This is a genomic window from Nocardia grenadensis NBRC 108939 (genome assembly GCF_001613445.1).
GTDB classification, from domain to species: Bacteria; Actinomycetota; Actinomycetes; order Mycobacteriales; family Mycobacteriaceae; genus Nocardia; species Nocardia grenadensis.
Window position 1 is genome coordinate 461,706 of record NZ_BDCJ01000009.1, and the last position, 13,529, is coordinate 475,234.

11 protein-coding genes and 2 pseudogenes are annotated in these 13,529 nt (G+C 68.4%); 4 read left to right on the plus strand and 9 right to left on the minus strand.

The window, feature by feature from the left end; genetic code table 11:
- The first annotated feature begins 524 nt into the window (after nt 1–524).
- The gene (locus tag NGR01S_RS11955; RefSeq protein ID WP_245664539.1) at nt 525–1,373 is read left to right on the plus strand and encodes an HpcH/HpaI aldolase/citrate lyase family protein; all 849 of its coding nucleotides are present in this window, start codon (nt 525–527) and stop codon (nt 1,371–1,373) included.
- 21 nt (nt 1,374–1,394) lie between these two features.
- Here the strand turns inward: NGR01S_RS11955 and NGR01S_RS11960 are convergent, their stop codons facing one another.
- The 5 genes from NGR01S_RS11960 to NGR01S_RS11980 all read right to left on the minus strand — a co-directional run bounded on the left by NGR01S_RS11960 (nt 1,395) and on the right by NGR01S_RS11980 (nt 5,875).
- Nucleotides 1,395–2,633: a condensation domain-containing protein gene (locus NGR01S_RS11960; RefSeq protein ID WP_063036235.1), complete on the minus strand. Its 1,239-nt coding sequence runs from the start codon at nt 2,631–2,633 to the stop codon at nt 1,395–1,397.
- Between the two features lie 265 nt (nt 2,634–2,898).
- Nucleotides 2,899–3,864 (minus strand): MMPL/RND family transporter, encoded by a 966-nt coding sequence (locus tag NGR01S_RS11965; protein WP_063036236.1) that lies wholly within the window; start codon nt 3,862–3,864, stop codon nt 2,899–2,901.
- A 238-nt stretch (nt 3,865–4,102) separates the two neighbouring features.
- Nucleotides 4,103–4,438 (minus strand): DUF1801 domain-containing protein, encoded by a 336-nt coding sequence (locus NGR01S_RS11970; protein ID WP_063036237.1) that lies wholly within the window; start codon nt 4,436–4,438, stop codon nt 4,103–4,105.
- 47 nt (nt 4,439–4,485) lie between these two features.
- Nucleotides 4,486–5,241 carry an SRPBCC family protein gene (locus tag NGR01S_RS11975; RefSeq protein ID WP_218020759.1) on the minus strand — a complete coding sequence of 252 codons (756 nt, stop codon included), beginning with the start codon at nt 5,239–5,241 and terminating at the stop codon, nt 4,486–4,488.
- Between the two features lie 76 nt (nt 5,242–5,317).
- On the minus strand, nt 5,318–5,875 hold the full coding sequence (locus tag NGR01S_RS11980) for a winged helix-turn-helix domain-containing protein (RefSeq protein WP_063036238.1): 558 nt from the start codon (nt 5,873–5,875) through the stop codon (nt 5,318–5,320).
- Nucleotides 5,876–6,477: 602 nt separating this feature from the next.
- On the opposite strand from NGR01S_RS11980, the gene NGR01S_RS11985 reads away from it, so the two are divergent.
- The gene (locus NGR01S_RS11985; protein ID WP_245664540.1) at nt 6,478–7,437 is read left to right on the plus strand and encodes a phosphotransferase family protein; all 960 of its coding nucleotides are present in this window, start codon (nt 6,478–6,480) and stop codon (nt 7,435–7,437) included.
- 113 nt (nt 7,438–7,550) lie between these two features.
- Here the strand turns inward: NGR01S_RS11985 and NGR01S_RS32465 are convergent.
- From NGR01S_RS32465 to NGR01S_RS11995, 3 genes and pseudogenes are all read right to left on the minus strand, one after another.
- Nucleotides 7,551–7,679 (minus strand): annotated as a pseudogene (locus NGR01S_RS32465) (hypothetical protein); the annotation flags it as partial.
- An 89-nt stretch (nt 7,680–7,768) separates the two neighbouring features.
- Nucleotides 7,769–8,620 (minus strand): TetR-type transcription factor C-terminal domain-containing protein, encoded by an 852-nt coding sequence (locus NGR01S_RS11990; RefSeq protein ID WP_063036239.1) that lies wholly within the window; start codon nt 8,618–8,620, stop codon nt 7,769–7,771.
- Between the two features lie 147 nt (nt 8,621–8,767).
- Nucleotides 8,768–9,343: pseudogene (locus NGR01S_RS11995) on the minus strand (TetR/AcrR family transcriptional regulator); the annotation flags it as partial.
- A 99-nt stretch (nt 9,344–9,442) separates the two neighbouring features.
- Here NGR01S_RS11995 and NGR01S_RS12000 point away from each other — a divergent pair.
- Nucleotides 9,443–10,582, plus strand: coding sequence for an acyl-CoA dehydrogenase family protein (locus tag NGR01S_RS12000; protein ID WP_063036240.1), 1,140 nt, complete (start codon nt 9,443–9,445; stop codon nt 10,580–10,582).
- 157 nt (nt 10,583–10,739) lie between these two features.
- Complete coding sequence (locus NGR01S_RS12005) at nt 10,740–11,588, plus strand: alpha/beta fold hydrolase (protein ID WP_307718770.1); 849 nt, start codon at nt 10,740–10,742, stop codon at nt 11,586–11,588.
- Between the two features lie 50 nt (nt 11,589–11,638).
- On the opposite strand, the gene NGR01S_RS12010 is transcribed toward NGR01S_RS12005, so the two are convergent.
- A complete protein-coding gene (locus NGR01S_RS12010) occupies nt 11,639–13,174 on the minus strand; it encodes an ATP-dependent DNA ligase (RefSeq protein WP_063036241.1) in 1,536 nt (511 codons plus the stop codon).
- Between the last annotated feature and the right edge of the window lie 355 nt (nt 13,175–13,529).

A 13,529-nucleotide genomic window follows, 5' to 3' on the forward strand; every position in this document is an offset into this window, starting at 1 on the left:
GGAACCGGGTCGGGGCCGTCGGCGAAGACCCACGTGGACGGCGCGCGCCTCGGTGACGATCGTCCGGTGTACTCGGTCGCCGCAATCCGAACTAGATAATGCATGATCTGATCAATTTGTGCATTTTAGCGACTGTGATGCACCATCATGTCGGAGCATGACCCACGTCGAACGGATGTGCGCAGGTCAGACCGCAAGCCGAACCGACGCAGGAGCACCTCGATGGGTTATCAGGGGCAGGGTGAAAAGATCGCGATGGTGACCGGCGGGCCCATGACGCCGGGCGCACCACAGCCGAACCCCTCGGCGCGGCCGGTGACACGGTCCCGCCCGCCGACCTCGATCCACCGGGTGCACAGGTGCCGGCCGACGAGAATCGCGCACGGCGGTCGCGCACGGCATCGCGCGGGCCGAGCAGCCCGGCATCACGATGGCCGCCGTCGAGGAGGAGTTCCGGATGCTGGATCTCGTCGCCGCCCCGCCCACCGAAACCGTAGTTGTCGACCTGTGACAGGAGAAAAACGATGCGACGCCGCCGTGCGGTGCTGGTGGCACCCGCTTCCGATGAACGTAACGCGCGCAAGGCGCTGGCTTCCGGCGCCGACGAGGTCGTACTCGACCTCGAGGACGCGGTGACTCCGGACCGCAAGGACGAGGCCCGGGAGACCGCCGCCGCACTGGTCGCCGAATGCGGTGGCGAGCCCGCGATCTCGATCCGGGTCAACGCGCTCACCACCACCTGGGCGGTCGACGATCTCGCCGCCTGTGCCGCGGCCGGCTCCGCGCTGGGCTCGGTGGTGCTGCCCAAAATCGAATCGGCCGCCCAGCTCGCCGAGGTAGAGCGGTGCCTGGGCGACACGGACACCCGGGTACAGGCGCTGCTGGAGACCCCGCTCGGCATCCTGCGGGTGGCCGAGATCTGTGCGGGTTCGGCCCGGCTCGACGCGGTGATCATCGGTTACGCCGATCTCGGTGCGGCACTGGGCCGCGCGGCGGATGTCGCGCCGCAGGCCTGGTATCAGGTCCAGGAGTCCGTCCTGCTCGCCGCACGTGCCGCCGGGGTGTCGGCGATCGACGGCCCGCACCTGACCGTAGCCGACGACGAGGGTTTCCGATCGGCGAAACGGTGGGTACGAGACCTCGGCTTCGACGGCACCTGGGTGATCCATCCGGCCCAGCTCGCCGGGGCCACCGAGATCTTCACGCCGGGCGCGGCGGAGGTCGACTGGGCGCGCCGGGTGCTCGCCGCACTGGAGGAGGCCGCCGCCGGTGGAGCCGGCGCCGCACAGCTGGATGGGCGGATGCTCGATGAAGCGCTGGCGGTCGGCGCGCGCCGGGTACTGGCGCGAGCCGCGGAGCCCGCCTCTGGATGAGGGGCGCGCTCCGGGGCGTCGCTAGCTGTCGCGGACCGGCCGGCCGGCCGCCACCCATTTCTGGTGTCGTTTCACCGTGCGCTCGAAAATCCAGGAGATCTCTTTTCCGGTACGCCGGTCGAAGGCGAGCCCGATCATATGCGTGGGATCGTGAAAAGACGTCCACATCGGTGAGTCGATGACACATAGGGGGTCGGGGCGCTCGGGTGGATTCGCCGGCAGGAGTACCCAGATTCCCTCCAACGCCCGCCGAAAGGTCTCGCCGATGAAGTACATGAATCGCACCGCGACCTCGAGGTTCTCCTCGGTGGACATATCGTCGAAGTCCGAATAGCGGTGGAGCATCTCGTGTTCCGCCGTTACCAGGCCTTCGCGGGTCCACAGGTGGCCGGCGAGTTCGGGAACGTCGACCTCGACGAACTCGTTCTCCACGGCTTCCTGTTGCATCTGTAACCACGCCCGAAAGAGTTCGTCGTTCTGGACCGCCTGGTCCTCCGGCGTATCCCGGACCGTTGTCGGTTCACCTGTCGAGGGCATCGATTCTCCATTTCCGCGTTGCCGCGAGCTTATTTCATGACCCGGGTGGCGGCGAAGTCCCGGCACTCTCCTATTCCGATCCGGCACAATCCCTTCGGGCCGCGGAGGGTGGTCGCCGAACCGTTTCGCTACACCAGGTGCGGCGGCGCGGGTGGACCGGTAGCACCGACTGCGCCCGGTGGAACGGTCCCGGACGCCAGGCCGGCGGTCGAGGACGAGCTGATGCCGCACGGCGCCGATGACGGCCGGCCGGACCGAGCGAACGAGATCGGCCACGGTCACGTTCGCGCCGACGGCGATACGCAGCGGCACGACATTGAATACGGCACCGGCCGAGCGGCGCAGCACGGCCGTGGTCCGGGCCGCGAGGCCCACCAGCACATCGTGGTGGCGGATGAGCCGAGCCGGATACGACACGAACGCCGCCGTCACGAGGTCGGTGTCGATGCGGCCCAGGCGTTCGGCCGCGGTGGCGATCAACAGTATCGATTCCAACGCCGGGTCCACCGGCCGGGACGGGCCGGCGGCGCCGTCGGCGATTCGCACGTACGCCCACTCCAATTCCAGTCCCGCGGCGATTCCGGCTCTGCGCAACAGGCCCGTGTCGAGGTCGGCGTCGATATCCACGTACATCGCGATACTGATCGGAACATCCGGATGGAACTGCTGCAGTAGCCACAGCGCGGACTGTGCCGAGGACAGCCCGAACCAACCCCTACCCATCGCACCACCAGTAACCTCCCCGATCCCCCCGTTGACCATTTCCGCAATAACGTAGCGGCGGAAAGTCGGCGCGATACCCCTATAATTCGGGGCAGTGACCGCGAGTGGGGATTTCGATGTTGCGGCACGAATCCGGCGGACGTCGCGCAGTGACAGGTCCTTGCCTACCGGTCGTCGATACCGATCGTCGCGCACCACGACCCGCCGCTGCCCTGAGATCCGGTGGTGAATCGGGTGGCCGTGGCTGCCTGCACCCGTGTCGAGCTCAGTGCGGTGCGGTCGCGCGCCGTGATATCGGCCCGAGCGGGAGGATTGCGGTCGCGACGAGTGCCGCCGCGCCGAGGGCGATCATCGCATACGGCCACCATGCGCGATCGGCCGTCGTGACCACCTGGTCCGCCGGCGGTGCGGCGGCGCGGGGCAGGGCGTCGGTGGCCGATCGCACAGTGTCGGAGATTCCCGCGACGACACCGGCGACCGGGCCGACGCCCTCGACCAGTTGTCCGGTCCCGCCCGTCAAAGCGTGCCCACCGTCGTCGAGCAGTACGAGGCCGTCGCGCAGTTGCCCGGACCCGTCGGCCGCCAAGGCCATTCCCGCCACGAACTCGGCGTTCGGGTCGGTGAGTTCGTAGGCGAGCCGGCGTGCGCCGTCGCGTAACTGGGTGAGTTGATCGAGAGTGGACGGGCCCAGACCGTGGGTGTTCAGCGTCTCCACAAGCGTGCCGAGCTGTGCGGCGGCGGTCCGGGACGCCGGGTCCGGCGACCTGCCGAGAGTGTCGGCGAGGGCGGTGAGTTGCGCTGTCACTCCACCCTGCATGTCTCCGAATCCGGTGAGCCGGTCGACGACCTCGTCCACTCCTGCGTTGATCTGGGACGCGCCGTCGCCGAGTAGGCCCACGCCGCCGTTGAGCTGGTCGAGTCCGGTCGCCAGTTGCTCGCCGCCGTCTCGTGCCTCTCGGAGGCCGTCGGAGAGCTGATGGGCGCCGTCGTCGAGTTGGTGGCTGCCGTCGGTGAGCTGTCCGACGCCGGCGTCGAGTATCGCCAGCGGGAGTCCGGCCTGCTGCAGGTTGCTCCGGGCCGCGCCGATACCGCCGTCCGGGTCGGACGGTCCGGTCGATCGGGACACGGTCACCGTCGTCTCGGGGGTGTCGGAGTAGGCGAAGGTGGAGCCGCCCGCGACCAGGACCAGACCGGCTGCGGCGACGGATATCGGGACACTACGTGAACGCACGAGCGCCGACGTTAACGTGCCTCATTGTGAGTTCTCTGAGGCCGGTGAGCTGTCCGGCGTGCGGACTGCCGGGCCATGACAGCCGATCGAGGTCGTCCTGCGCATGCCGGGGTGGTCGATCGGGTGTCGCGCGTATACGGCACCGGGACCGCACGGTGGTTCGGCGCCGCCTCGGCGAGCGCCCGGAGCACGGTCGGAACACCCGTGCCGCCGAACCCGCTGCGCCCGGGGCGACCACTCAGGTTGTCGCGGTCAGTAGGTCGGCCAGTCGGCGGTAGTCGACTTCCCGGCCTTCGGTGAAGGTCGCGGCCTTGCGTTCACCGTTGCCCAGGGAGCGCAGGAATCCCTTCTCCTCGGGAATGCCGGCGGCATTGAAAACCATGAACGACACCTTGTCCTTGGCGACGGCGATCACGGCGACATGATTGCCGTCGATGAGGTAGTGCGGTTTGCCGTACTGCAGACGTTCTTCGACGCCGGGCAAGGTGTCGAAGACGAGCCGGCGCAGCTTCTCGCACAGTGTCGCCTGCCAGGGCTGGGTTCTGGCGATGTACTGGGTGACTTTGTCGTCCATGATGAAGTCCTTTGTCGATTCCTGCTGTGCTGGAGGGGTTTCGGGGGTCAGGATGCGGCGGTGATCGGTGCCCAGTCGTCGATCTCGTGGAAGCGGCGCAGTTCGGCCAAGCCGCTGAGTATGCCGAGCCAGGCGGGGTAGGGCGGATTGTTCTGGTCGAAGCCGCTGGACACCAGGGTGAGGCGGGTTCTGCCGCCGGAACCGGCGAGTTCCCAGGTGCTGATACCGCCCGGGCCCCAATCGATACCGACGCGTTCCCCGGGTACCAGTTCGACGATATGCGCGGGATGCGGGTCGGCGTCGAGTCCGCCCATGGCGAATCGGCCGTCGACCTCCGGTTCGATCTCCACCGGGTAGCCGAACCACTGCGACACCTTCTCCGCGGAGATCAGTGAGTCGTAGACCACGGCCGGCGCGGCATCGATCTCGACGGTCGCGTTCAGTTCGGCACCGGTGAAGTCAGCGCGGGCGGTGAGTGGGCGACCGTCGAGATAGTCGACCAGATTGGCCAGCGACAACGCCCAGAACGATTGGAGAACGCCGCGAATACTCGCGCCGGTGATGATGTCGTTGAAGTCGAAATGACTCTGCGTGAAGGTGATCCGTGTTTCGTCGTTCTCGACACCCACCGATATCTCGGTGGTGGTCCACACGCCGTCGAGCAGCCAGGACAACTGAATGGATGTCTCGGTGCAGTCGACGACTTTCTGATGGGGCGCATCGCCTTCCGGGATGGAAGGACCCCAGAAGTCGTATCGCCGCGGCAGGTCGATATCGGCCTTCTCGGCGAACCAGGCAGTCACTGCCTGCGGGTCGGTGAATGCCTCGAACGCGGCGGCGGGGGAGAGCCGGTCCGGACGCTGAGGATGAGCGGTTCGGTCATGATCGATCCTTCTCGAAGGGGTAGCAGGCGACGGCGAGTTTGAAGGACTCTCCGTCGCTACCGCCGTATTTGGTGAACAGTCTTTGCAGGGCGGCCTGTAGATCTGTGAGGAATTCGGCGCGCTGGTCCGGGTGTAGCGCGATCTGGCCGGAAATCCCCAGCGACGGCAGATCCGGATGGGTCAGGTCGATATCCGCGACATCTCGCTGCACCTCCTCGGTGAGGTCGAGGAGATGTCCCAGACTCATCGCGTCGCTCGACCGGCGGGTGCCGATATGCCCGACGAGCCGGGGCGAGAGCCAGTAGGACCGACCGGCCGCCTGATACACGCCTTCACGCAGATTGCGCACCGTGCGCTCGGCGATCTGCCGGACGAGCCCGTGCTCCACCAGTCGTTTGACGTGGTAGTTGACCCGCTGCGGGGACTGCTCGAGCAGTCGGGCCACATCGGCACAGGTCGCGGGCTCGGCCAGGGCGCGCACGATCTCGATCCGTCGTGGTTTGAGCAGTACCTCCGCTTGCTCGACCGAGTCGAGATAGATCACTTCCCTCACAAAAAAAGATTTTTACATACAAAACAAGGTTTGTGAACTGTTTCGCGGAAGTCTGCGACTGAGCCGGCGTCACCAGGAAGAACGCCTGCTCGCGATGGGGGGAGCTGCCGGTGGAATCGCCGGGGGCGATGTGCCACATCGGCCTGCGCCACGGGGCATGCAACTGCTGGTCCGAAGCGTCGGCGCTGACATTCGGGTGTCCGCAGGATCGGCACCGCGACGATGTTCTGGGGCCCTGTCCTCTGGGTGCGCGGTGGCCGGCGACGGGGTGACCGAGGAGCGGAACAGTGACGCGGTCGGCATGGGGCGAGCTGAAAATTGCCGATCATTCGATCGGCTGCATTCCGACTGGCCGGTGAATCGTTTGCGGTCGAGCGGCCGACTCGGAGTCACATCGAGGGATAACTCGGCCGTTAGTTGCGTGGTTTCGAAGAAGTCAGCGCTTGACATCCGCGCGTGTCTTCGGTCAAGCTGCCGATGTCGATGTTCAGATCGACCGTTCGATCGGTTGGTTCGGAGGTTTGCTGATGCCTGAGGCGGTGACACCACCGGGAGTGGTGATTGCTGCGCTCGAGTCGTTTCTCCGGACGGAGTGTCCGGGAATGGTGAACGGCCCGTTGCGTGTCGAACTTTTGTCGGGAGGGCGGTCGAACCTGACCTACCTGCTCACCGACGGCCGCGAGCGCTGGGTGCTGCGCCGGCCGCCACTGGGCCATGTGCTGGCCACCGCGCATGACATGGGCCGGGAGTACCGGCTGCTCAGCGCGTTGTATCCGACGGACGTGCCGGTTCCGCGCCCGCGGGTCGCCGCCGGGCCCGGCGTGCTGGACGCACCCTTCTACATCATGGACTTCGCGGACGGGGAGATCCTCCGCGAGCGCGCGCGGCTGGAGGCGTTCGCCGACCGGGCTCCGGCGGCGGCCCGGAGTCTGGTCGAAGTGCTGGTCCGGCTGCATCGGCTCGATCCCGAGACCGTGGGTCTGGGTGATCTCGGACGTCCCGTGGGCTACCTGGAACGGCAGGTGCGCCGGTGGGGTCGGCAATTGGCGGCTTCGCACAGCAGAGACCTGCCAGATCTCCTGGCGCTCGGCGACCGGCTGGGCCGGGCACTGCCCGAGAAGCAGCGTGCGAGCATCGTCCACGGCGACTATCGCCTCGACAATGTGGTCATCGATCCGGCCAGCACGAGCGTGGCCGGTGTCCTGGACTGGGAGATGGCAACGCTCGGTGACCCGCTGACCGATCTCGCCTCGATGGCGATCTGGTGGGACGGGATCAGCGGTCTGGACAGTCCGGTCGCCGCGGTACCCGGCGATGTTCCCGGATTCCCCGCGGGCCACGCCCTGATCGAGGCGTACGCGCACGAGACCGGCTGGGAACTGGACGAATTCGCCTGGTACCTGGGCTTCGCCTACTACAAGGTCGCGGTGATCTTCGAAGGTATTCACTACCGCGCCCAGCAGGGGCTGACCGTCGGTGAGGGGTTCGACCGCCTCGGCGGCATGGTCCCCGATCTGGTCGAACGTGGTCACGCGGCCCTGAGCGGAAGGGGCCCGCGGTGACCACGCGGGCGCGCCCCGCGACGTATCGAACCGGAGGGGCGCTACGCGACGGCCCACCCACGCCGCGGATGGCGGTAATCCGTCGTCGGGCAAGCATATTCGGGCCGGTGTGTTCAGAGGGGCAGCCGTACTGCGGGTTCGGGCCGCAGTACCGCCGTCGCGATCGACTCGATATGCACCTCGTCCGGTCCGTCGAATAGGCGCAGGGCCCGGTGTCACCCGTACATGGCGCCGAGCGGCGTGGCGGGAAGCTCGTTTGCGACCATGAACGGCTCCTTTGCAAAACCGATCGATTGATCGGTCGACCTATAGGTTCAGTCCGCGGGCCACGTCAATGACGGACACGCACGAGATCCGCCGCGAACTCGGTGTACTGCCGGGCGGTCGTTTCCGGCGACATGCCACCCGAGGGTGACCACCACTGCGGCAGCGCCGTGCAGAGGGTGACGATCGCGCGCGCCGCGTCGCGCGGGACCGGAGTGTCCATCAGGCCGCGCCGGCAGCCTTCCACGACCTCATCGTCCACCATGTCCTGGACATCGCGGCGGGCGCGGACGATGCGCGACCGGTGCGGCTCCTCGAGGCTGCGCATCTCGCTGGCCCCGAGGAAGCCCAGTTCGCGGCGGTAGGTGTGGAACAGCGCGAGGCATTCGACGAGGAGGGTCAGTCGTTGCACAGGACCGTCGCCTTCGGCGCGCGCGGAGCGGCAGCGCTGCTGCAGGTCGGCCATGGTCAGATCCAGGAGGGCGATGAGCAGATCCTGTTTGGTCGGCCAGTGGTGGTAGATCCCGGCCACGGAGAGGTCGGCGCGCTCCGCGACATCGCGGATGGTGGCCCCGTGGTATCCGAGTTCCACGAACGCCTCCAAGGCCCCATGCAGGGGAGCGGCGAGTCGGAGGGGCGGGAAATCACGCCACGACGCGGCGGCGTCGCTGCCGGGCACGGCGGCGCGCAGCAGTTCGTCGCGGTCGATACCGAAGAGCCGGGCGGCCGCGGTCAGCCGGGCCTCGGTAATCCTGGTCAGGCCGTTCTCGGTCGCGCTCCAGGTGCCCACACTCACCCCGACGGCGGCCGCGACCTCCCGGATGGTGAGTCGTTTGTGTTTCCTGGCTTCGCGGAGGCGGTGGCCCAGCGCTTCGCGATCCTCGTCGATGCCGCGCTCGTCCTGTGCCCGCTCTGTCAAGCCCGTACTCCTTCCCTGATGGCTGCGGTCGCGTCCGTACCGGCCGGCCCGCGGTCGCGACCTGCGTCGTTCAACCTACCGCTCGTCCGCTCGGTTCGGGATGCGGTGGCGTACCCCGGAATCGGGCGGTGGGGCGACGAATTGCCGGGCGCTGATGCCGTGGGTGAGGATGGCGGCGAGTTCGCGATAGGCGGCGGCGTCGTCGAGTCCGGTGCGCCCGCGGACGCCGCCCTGCTGGATGCGCACCATCATGGTGGCGGCCAGGTCGGCGGCGAACGCGGCGTGTACGCCGCGGAATTCCCCGGTGGCGACCCCGTCGTCGATGAGTTCCTGGACGCGGCGGGCGGCGATGCGGGTATTGCGTTCGTAGACCTCGCGGGCGGGGGCGAAGGCGTCGAGGTCGGTCATGAACCGGTCCGAGGCCGCGGAGAGGGCCGCGCCGACCGCGGTGAGGTAGGCGGCGATGCGCTCCAGGGCGCCGGAGGTCGCGGAGACCTCGGCCTCGACGGTTTCGGTGGCGCGTTTGAAGAAATGCACGGTGGCGGCGCTGACCAGCTGTTCCTTACTGCTGGCGAGGGTGTAGAGCGTGGATTTGGAGCATCGCAGGCGCGCCGCGATGGCGTCGAGCGTCAGGTGGGCGAACCCTTCGGTGAGGAACAGTCCCACCAGTTCGTCGAACAGTTCGGTGCGGCGGGGGGTCGCGAAGGTCGAGCGCTGCTCCATACGGGAAATAGTACTGCGAAGCTCCTTGCAGTACTGATTCCGGAACAGTACTGTGCTGGGGAGTAAAGTACTACCCTGCGTATCATCGGAGGATTTCCTGTGGCTGTCGATCGACTTCTGCCCACCGACGAGGCACGGGATCTCATCCGGCTGACCCGCGATGTGGCCGATAAGGTGCTGGCCCCGATCGTCGACGAGCACGAGAAGGCCGAGACCTATCCCGAGGCCGTATTCGCCACGCTGGGCGAGGCGGGACTGCTGAGCCTGCCGTACCCCGAGGAGTGGGGCGGGGGCGGCCAGCCCTACGAGGTGTATCTGCAGGTATTGGAGGAGATCGCCGCGCGCTGGGCCGCGGTCGCGGTGGCGGTGAGCGTGCACAGTCTCGCCTGCTACCCGCTGATGGAGTTCGGTAGCGCGGAGCAGCGGCGGCGGTGGCTGCCGGAGATGCTGGGCGGCGGCACGGTCGGCGCCTACAGTCTGTCCGAGCCGCAGGCGGGTTCGGATGCCGCCGCGCTGACCTGTAAGGCCACCGCGGTCGAGGGCGGCTACCGGGTCCGCGGGGCCAAGGCATGGATCACCCACGGTGGTATCGCCGATTTCTACAACCTGTTCGCGCGGACCGGCGAGGGTTCGAAGGGTATCTCGTGTTTCCTGGTGCCGAAGGACACCGACGGCCTGAGCTTCGGTAAACCGGAGGAGAAGATGGGTCTGCACGCGGTGCCGACCACCTCCGCGCACTACGACGATGCCTTCGTACCCGCCGAACGCCGGATCGGCGCGGAAGGGCAGGGCCTGCAGATCGCGTTCAGCGCCTTGGATTCCGGCCGGTTGGGGATCGCCGCGGTCGCGGTCGGGCTCGCCCAGGCCGCGCTGGACGAGGCGGTGGCCTACGCGCAGGAGCGAACGGCGTTCGGCCGCAGGATCATCGATCATCAGGGGCTGGGTTTCCTGTTGGCCGATATGGCCGCCGCGGTGGATTCGGCTCGCGCGACCTATCTCGACGCCGCCCGCCGCCGCGACGCCGGACTGTCGTATTCACGCCAGGCCTCGGTGGCGAAACTGGTCGCCACCGATGCGGCGATGAAGGTCACCACCGATGCGGTGCAGGTGCTCGGTGGTTACGGCTACACGCGGGACTTCCGGGTCGAACGCTATATGCGGGAGGCGAAGATCACCCAGATCTTCGAGGGCACCAACCAGATCCAGCGCCTGGTCATCAGCCGCCATCTCGCCGGCTGACCGGCCCGCCGCCGCCCGCGGCGACAGAGCGCGCCCGGTCTCGCCGCACTTCCTGGCGTACCGGAGTGGAGTCATCGGTGGTGTCGATGACCTCGACCATGGAGGCGGTGGTGTCCGCGGGCTCGCGTAGATTCTGGGACGAACAGGAAGAGGAGTCATGGCCCAAATGGAAGGCGCCGCGCACACCCGAACAGCCTCCGTCACCGCGGTCGGCCCGGTGGTGGTCCGGCCCGACGGCACCGCTCTCGCGTACCAGGTGAGCGGTCCTGCCACTGCTCCGCCGCTACTGCTCCTGCCCGGCCAGGCCAACTCCCACCGATGGTGGGACGGTGTCCGGCCCGGCCTCGCCCGCAACTTCCGGACGATCACCTTCGATTATCGCGGGACAGGCGACACCGAGGCGGACGATACGGAGGCCGCGGGCTGGACCACCGAGCTCTTCGCCACCGACGCCGCCGCGGTGCTGGATGCGCTGAGCTGCCCGTCCGCCCATATCTATGCCACCTCGATGGGCGGCCGGGTCGCGCAGTGGCTCGCGGCCCGGTATCCGGAGCGGGTGCAGCGCCTGGTTCTGGCCTGTACCTCCCCGGGCGGGAGACTCGCGCAGGAACGAGGCCCCGAAATACGCCGTTTGCTCGCGGATCCCGACCCGCGCCGTAGAGGCGCGGTGCTGCTGGAACTGATGTACACCCCCGCCTGGTCGGCCGCGCCGCCGCGCCGGTCGACCCTGCTGGGTGATCCGCGCATGACCGCGCGGGCGACGCGGGGGCATCTGCGCGCCAGCAACCGGCACGACGCGTCCGCGGTACTGGGTGAGATCCGCGCCCGGACCCTGGTACTCCACGGCGACGATGACCGTATGGTGCCTGTCGAGAATGCGGAGCTGCTCGCCGCAGCGGTTCCGGATGCCGTCGTCGAGATCTTCCCCGGTGGCAGGCACGGCTTCTTCGACGAGTTCCCGGCCGTCGGCGAGCGTGTCACGGAATTTCTCCTGCCGGGGTCCTGAATTCGCGCGGCCCGGTCGAGACGGACACCACCACCCAGGCGGCCGTGCGCTCAACCACCTCGTTCGTACAGCGCGCGAACGGTGTCGATCGTATCGGCCTCCGCCGGGGATTTGTCGTCGCGATAGCGCACGACACGGGCGAACCGGAGTGCCAGACCGCCGGGATAGCGGGTCGACCCCTGCACTCCGTCGAAGGCGATCTCGACGACCTGTTCGGGCCGCAGGCGCACGAGGTACCCCTCGGTCGGGCCGGCGGCGAGTTCGGTGAAGCGCCTGGTCTGCCACTCCAGCATGGCGTCGGTCATGCCTTTGAACGTCTTCCCCAGCATCACGAACTCGCCGGTGGCCGGATCACGAGCGCCCAGGTGAATATTGGACAGCGTGCCGGTGCGCCGGCCGGAACCCCATTCGACCGCGAGGACCACCAGGTCCACGGTGTGCACGGGTTTGACCTTGAGCCAGCCGGCACCGCGGCGCCCGGCCTCGTACGGCGCCGTCGGCGACTTCGCCATCACCCCTTCGTGTCCGGCGGCCAGTGTGCGGTCCAGGAACTGCTGTGCCGCCTCGGCCTCGGCGGTCACCAGACGATCCACCCGCTGGGCGCGGGGTACAAGTGCGTCGAGGGCGGCGAGCCGGTCCCGGGTGGATAGGTCGAGGAGATCGCTGCCGTCGAGATGCAGCAGGTCGAAAAAGAACACCGACAGCGGTTCGAGATCGCCCGGACGTTTGCGCCCGAACCGGGCGGCAGTGACCTGGAAGCGATCCGGTCGACCGTCGGGCCGCAGGGCGATGGCCTCCGCATCGGCGATCAGATCGGTGGCGGGCAGCGCGAGGGCGGCCGCGACGACCTCGGGGAGCCGGCCGGTGACGTCGTCGAGGCTGCGGGTATAGATCGAGACCTCCGATCCGGCGCGATGGATCTGCACCCGCGCGCCGTCCAGCTTGGCCTCGAGAACTGCTGTGCCGCCGAGTCGTTGGAGTGCGTCGGCGACCCCGGTTGCGGTCTGGGCGAGCATCGGCCCGACCGGCTGCCCCGCGCGCAACCGGAACTCGGCCAGCGCCGGCCGGCCCCAGGTGAGAGCCGCGGCCGCGACAGCGGGCAGCGCACCGGCCAGCATTGCCGCGCGCCGCACCTCGGCGGCGGGCACTCCGGCGGCTCCGGCGATCGCGTCGGACATCACGCCGGCCAGCGCGCCCTGACGCAATTCGCCGCTCAGCAGCCGGCGCAGGAAAGTCTGTTCGGTGGCGGTGGCCGTCTCGAACAGATCGCGCACCAGGTCGGCCCGCACGGTGCGGGAGCCCTTCCCGGCGACCCCACCGATCCGGGTGAACCGGGCATCGACGTCGGCGACCGTGAGCGTCGGTGTCGCGGCAGGCGGCGGCAGCGACCGCAACGCCGCCCAGCCCACACCGATCTGGCGTTGCGGCAATTCCCCGGAAAGCCAGGACGCGGTCACCGCGACCAGGTGCCCGTCACCGTCCGCCGCGACGCGACCGAGCAGCGCGGCGAGACGGTCGGTCTTGGCCCGCCGGGCGGACGTCGACGCGATATCGGCGGATGCGGCGGCGACCTCGGCTAGCAGCACGTCGACCAGCCTGGCACGCCCACTCGCCTCGGGCAATCAGCGCCACCGGTACAGCCCCGTGCCCGCCCGGGTTCACCCCGTTGTGGGGCCTACCGCCGGATGGTCTCCTTCGGCTATCTGCTGGGCGGTGGCGTAGGCGAGGTGCAGGAAGTCGGCGCGGCCGGCGCCGCCGTCGCTTCGGTCACCGTTCGGGTCGCTCGTGAAGCGAAGACGTGGCCGATGGCGTCGCTCATGGAACCAAGACCCCGCTCACCACTTCGGACCGGCCGGGGAGGCGGGAGAAGTTCCATTCATACTGCACCCCGCAATCGGGTCGGAACACCATGTGCAATGTGATGGCGGTTCCGGCCCGAGC

Coding starts and splice junctions, on each gene's coding strand:
- NGR01S_RS12005 (WP_307718770.1), top strand. CDS start 10,740: ATGGCCCAAATGGAAGGCGCCGCGCACACCCGAACAGCCTCCGTCACC.
- NGR01S_RS11955 (WP_245664539.1), top strand. CDS start 525: ATGCGACGCCGCCGTGCGGTGCTGGTGGCACCCGCTTCCGATGAACGT.
- NGR01S_RS11985 (WP_245664540.1), top strand. CDS start 6,478: ATGGTGAACGGCCCGTTGCGTGTCGAACTTTTGTCGGGAGGGCGGTCG.
- NGR01S_RS11960 (WP_063036235.1), bottom strand. CDS start 2,633: ATGGGTAGGGGTTGGTTCGGGCTGTCCTCGGCACAGTCCGCGCTGTGG.
- NGR01S_RS11970 (WP_063036237.1), bottom strand. CDS start 4,438: ATGGACGACAAAGTCACCCAGTACATCGCCAGAACCCAGCCCTGGCAG.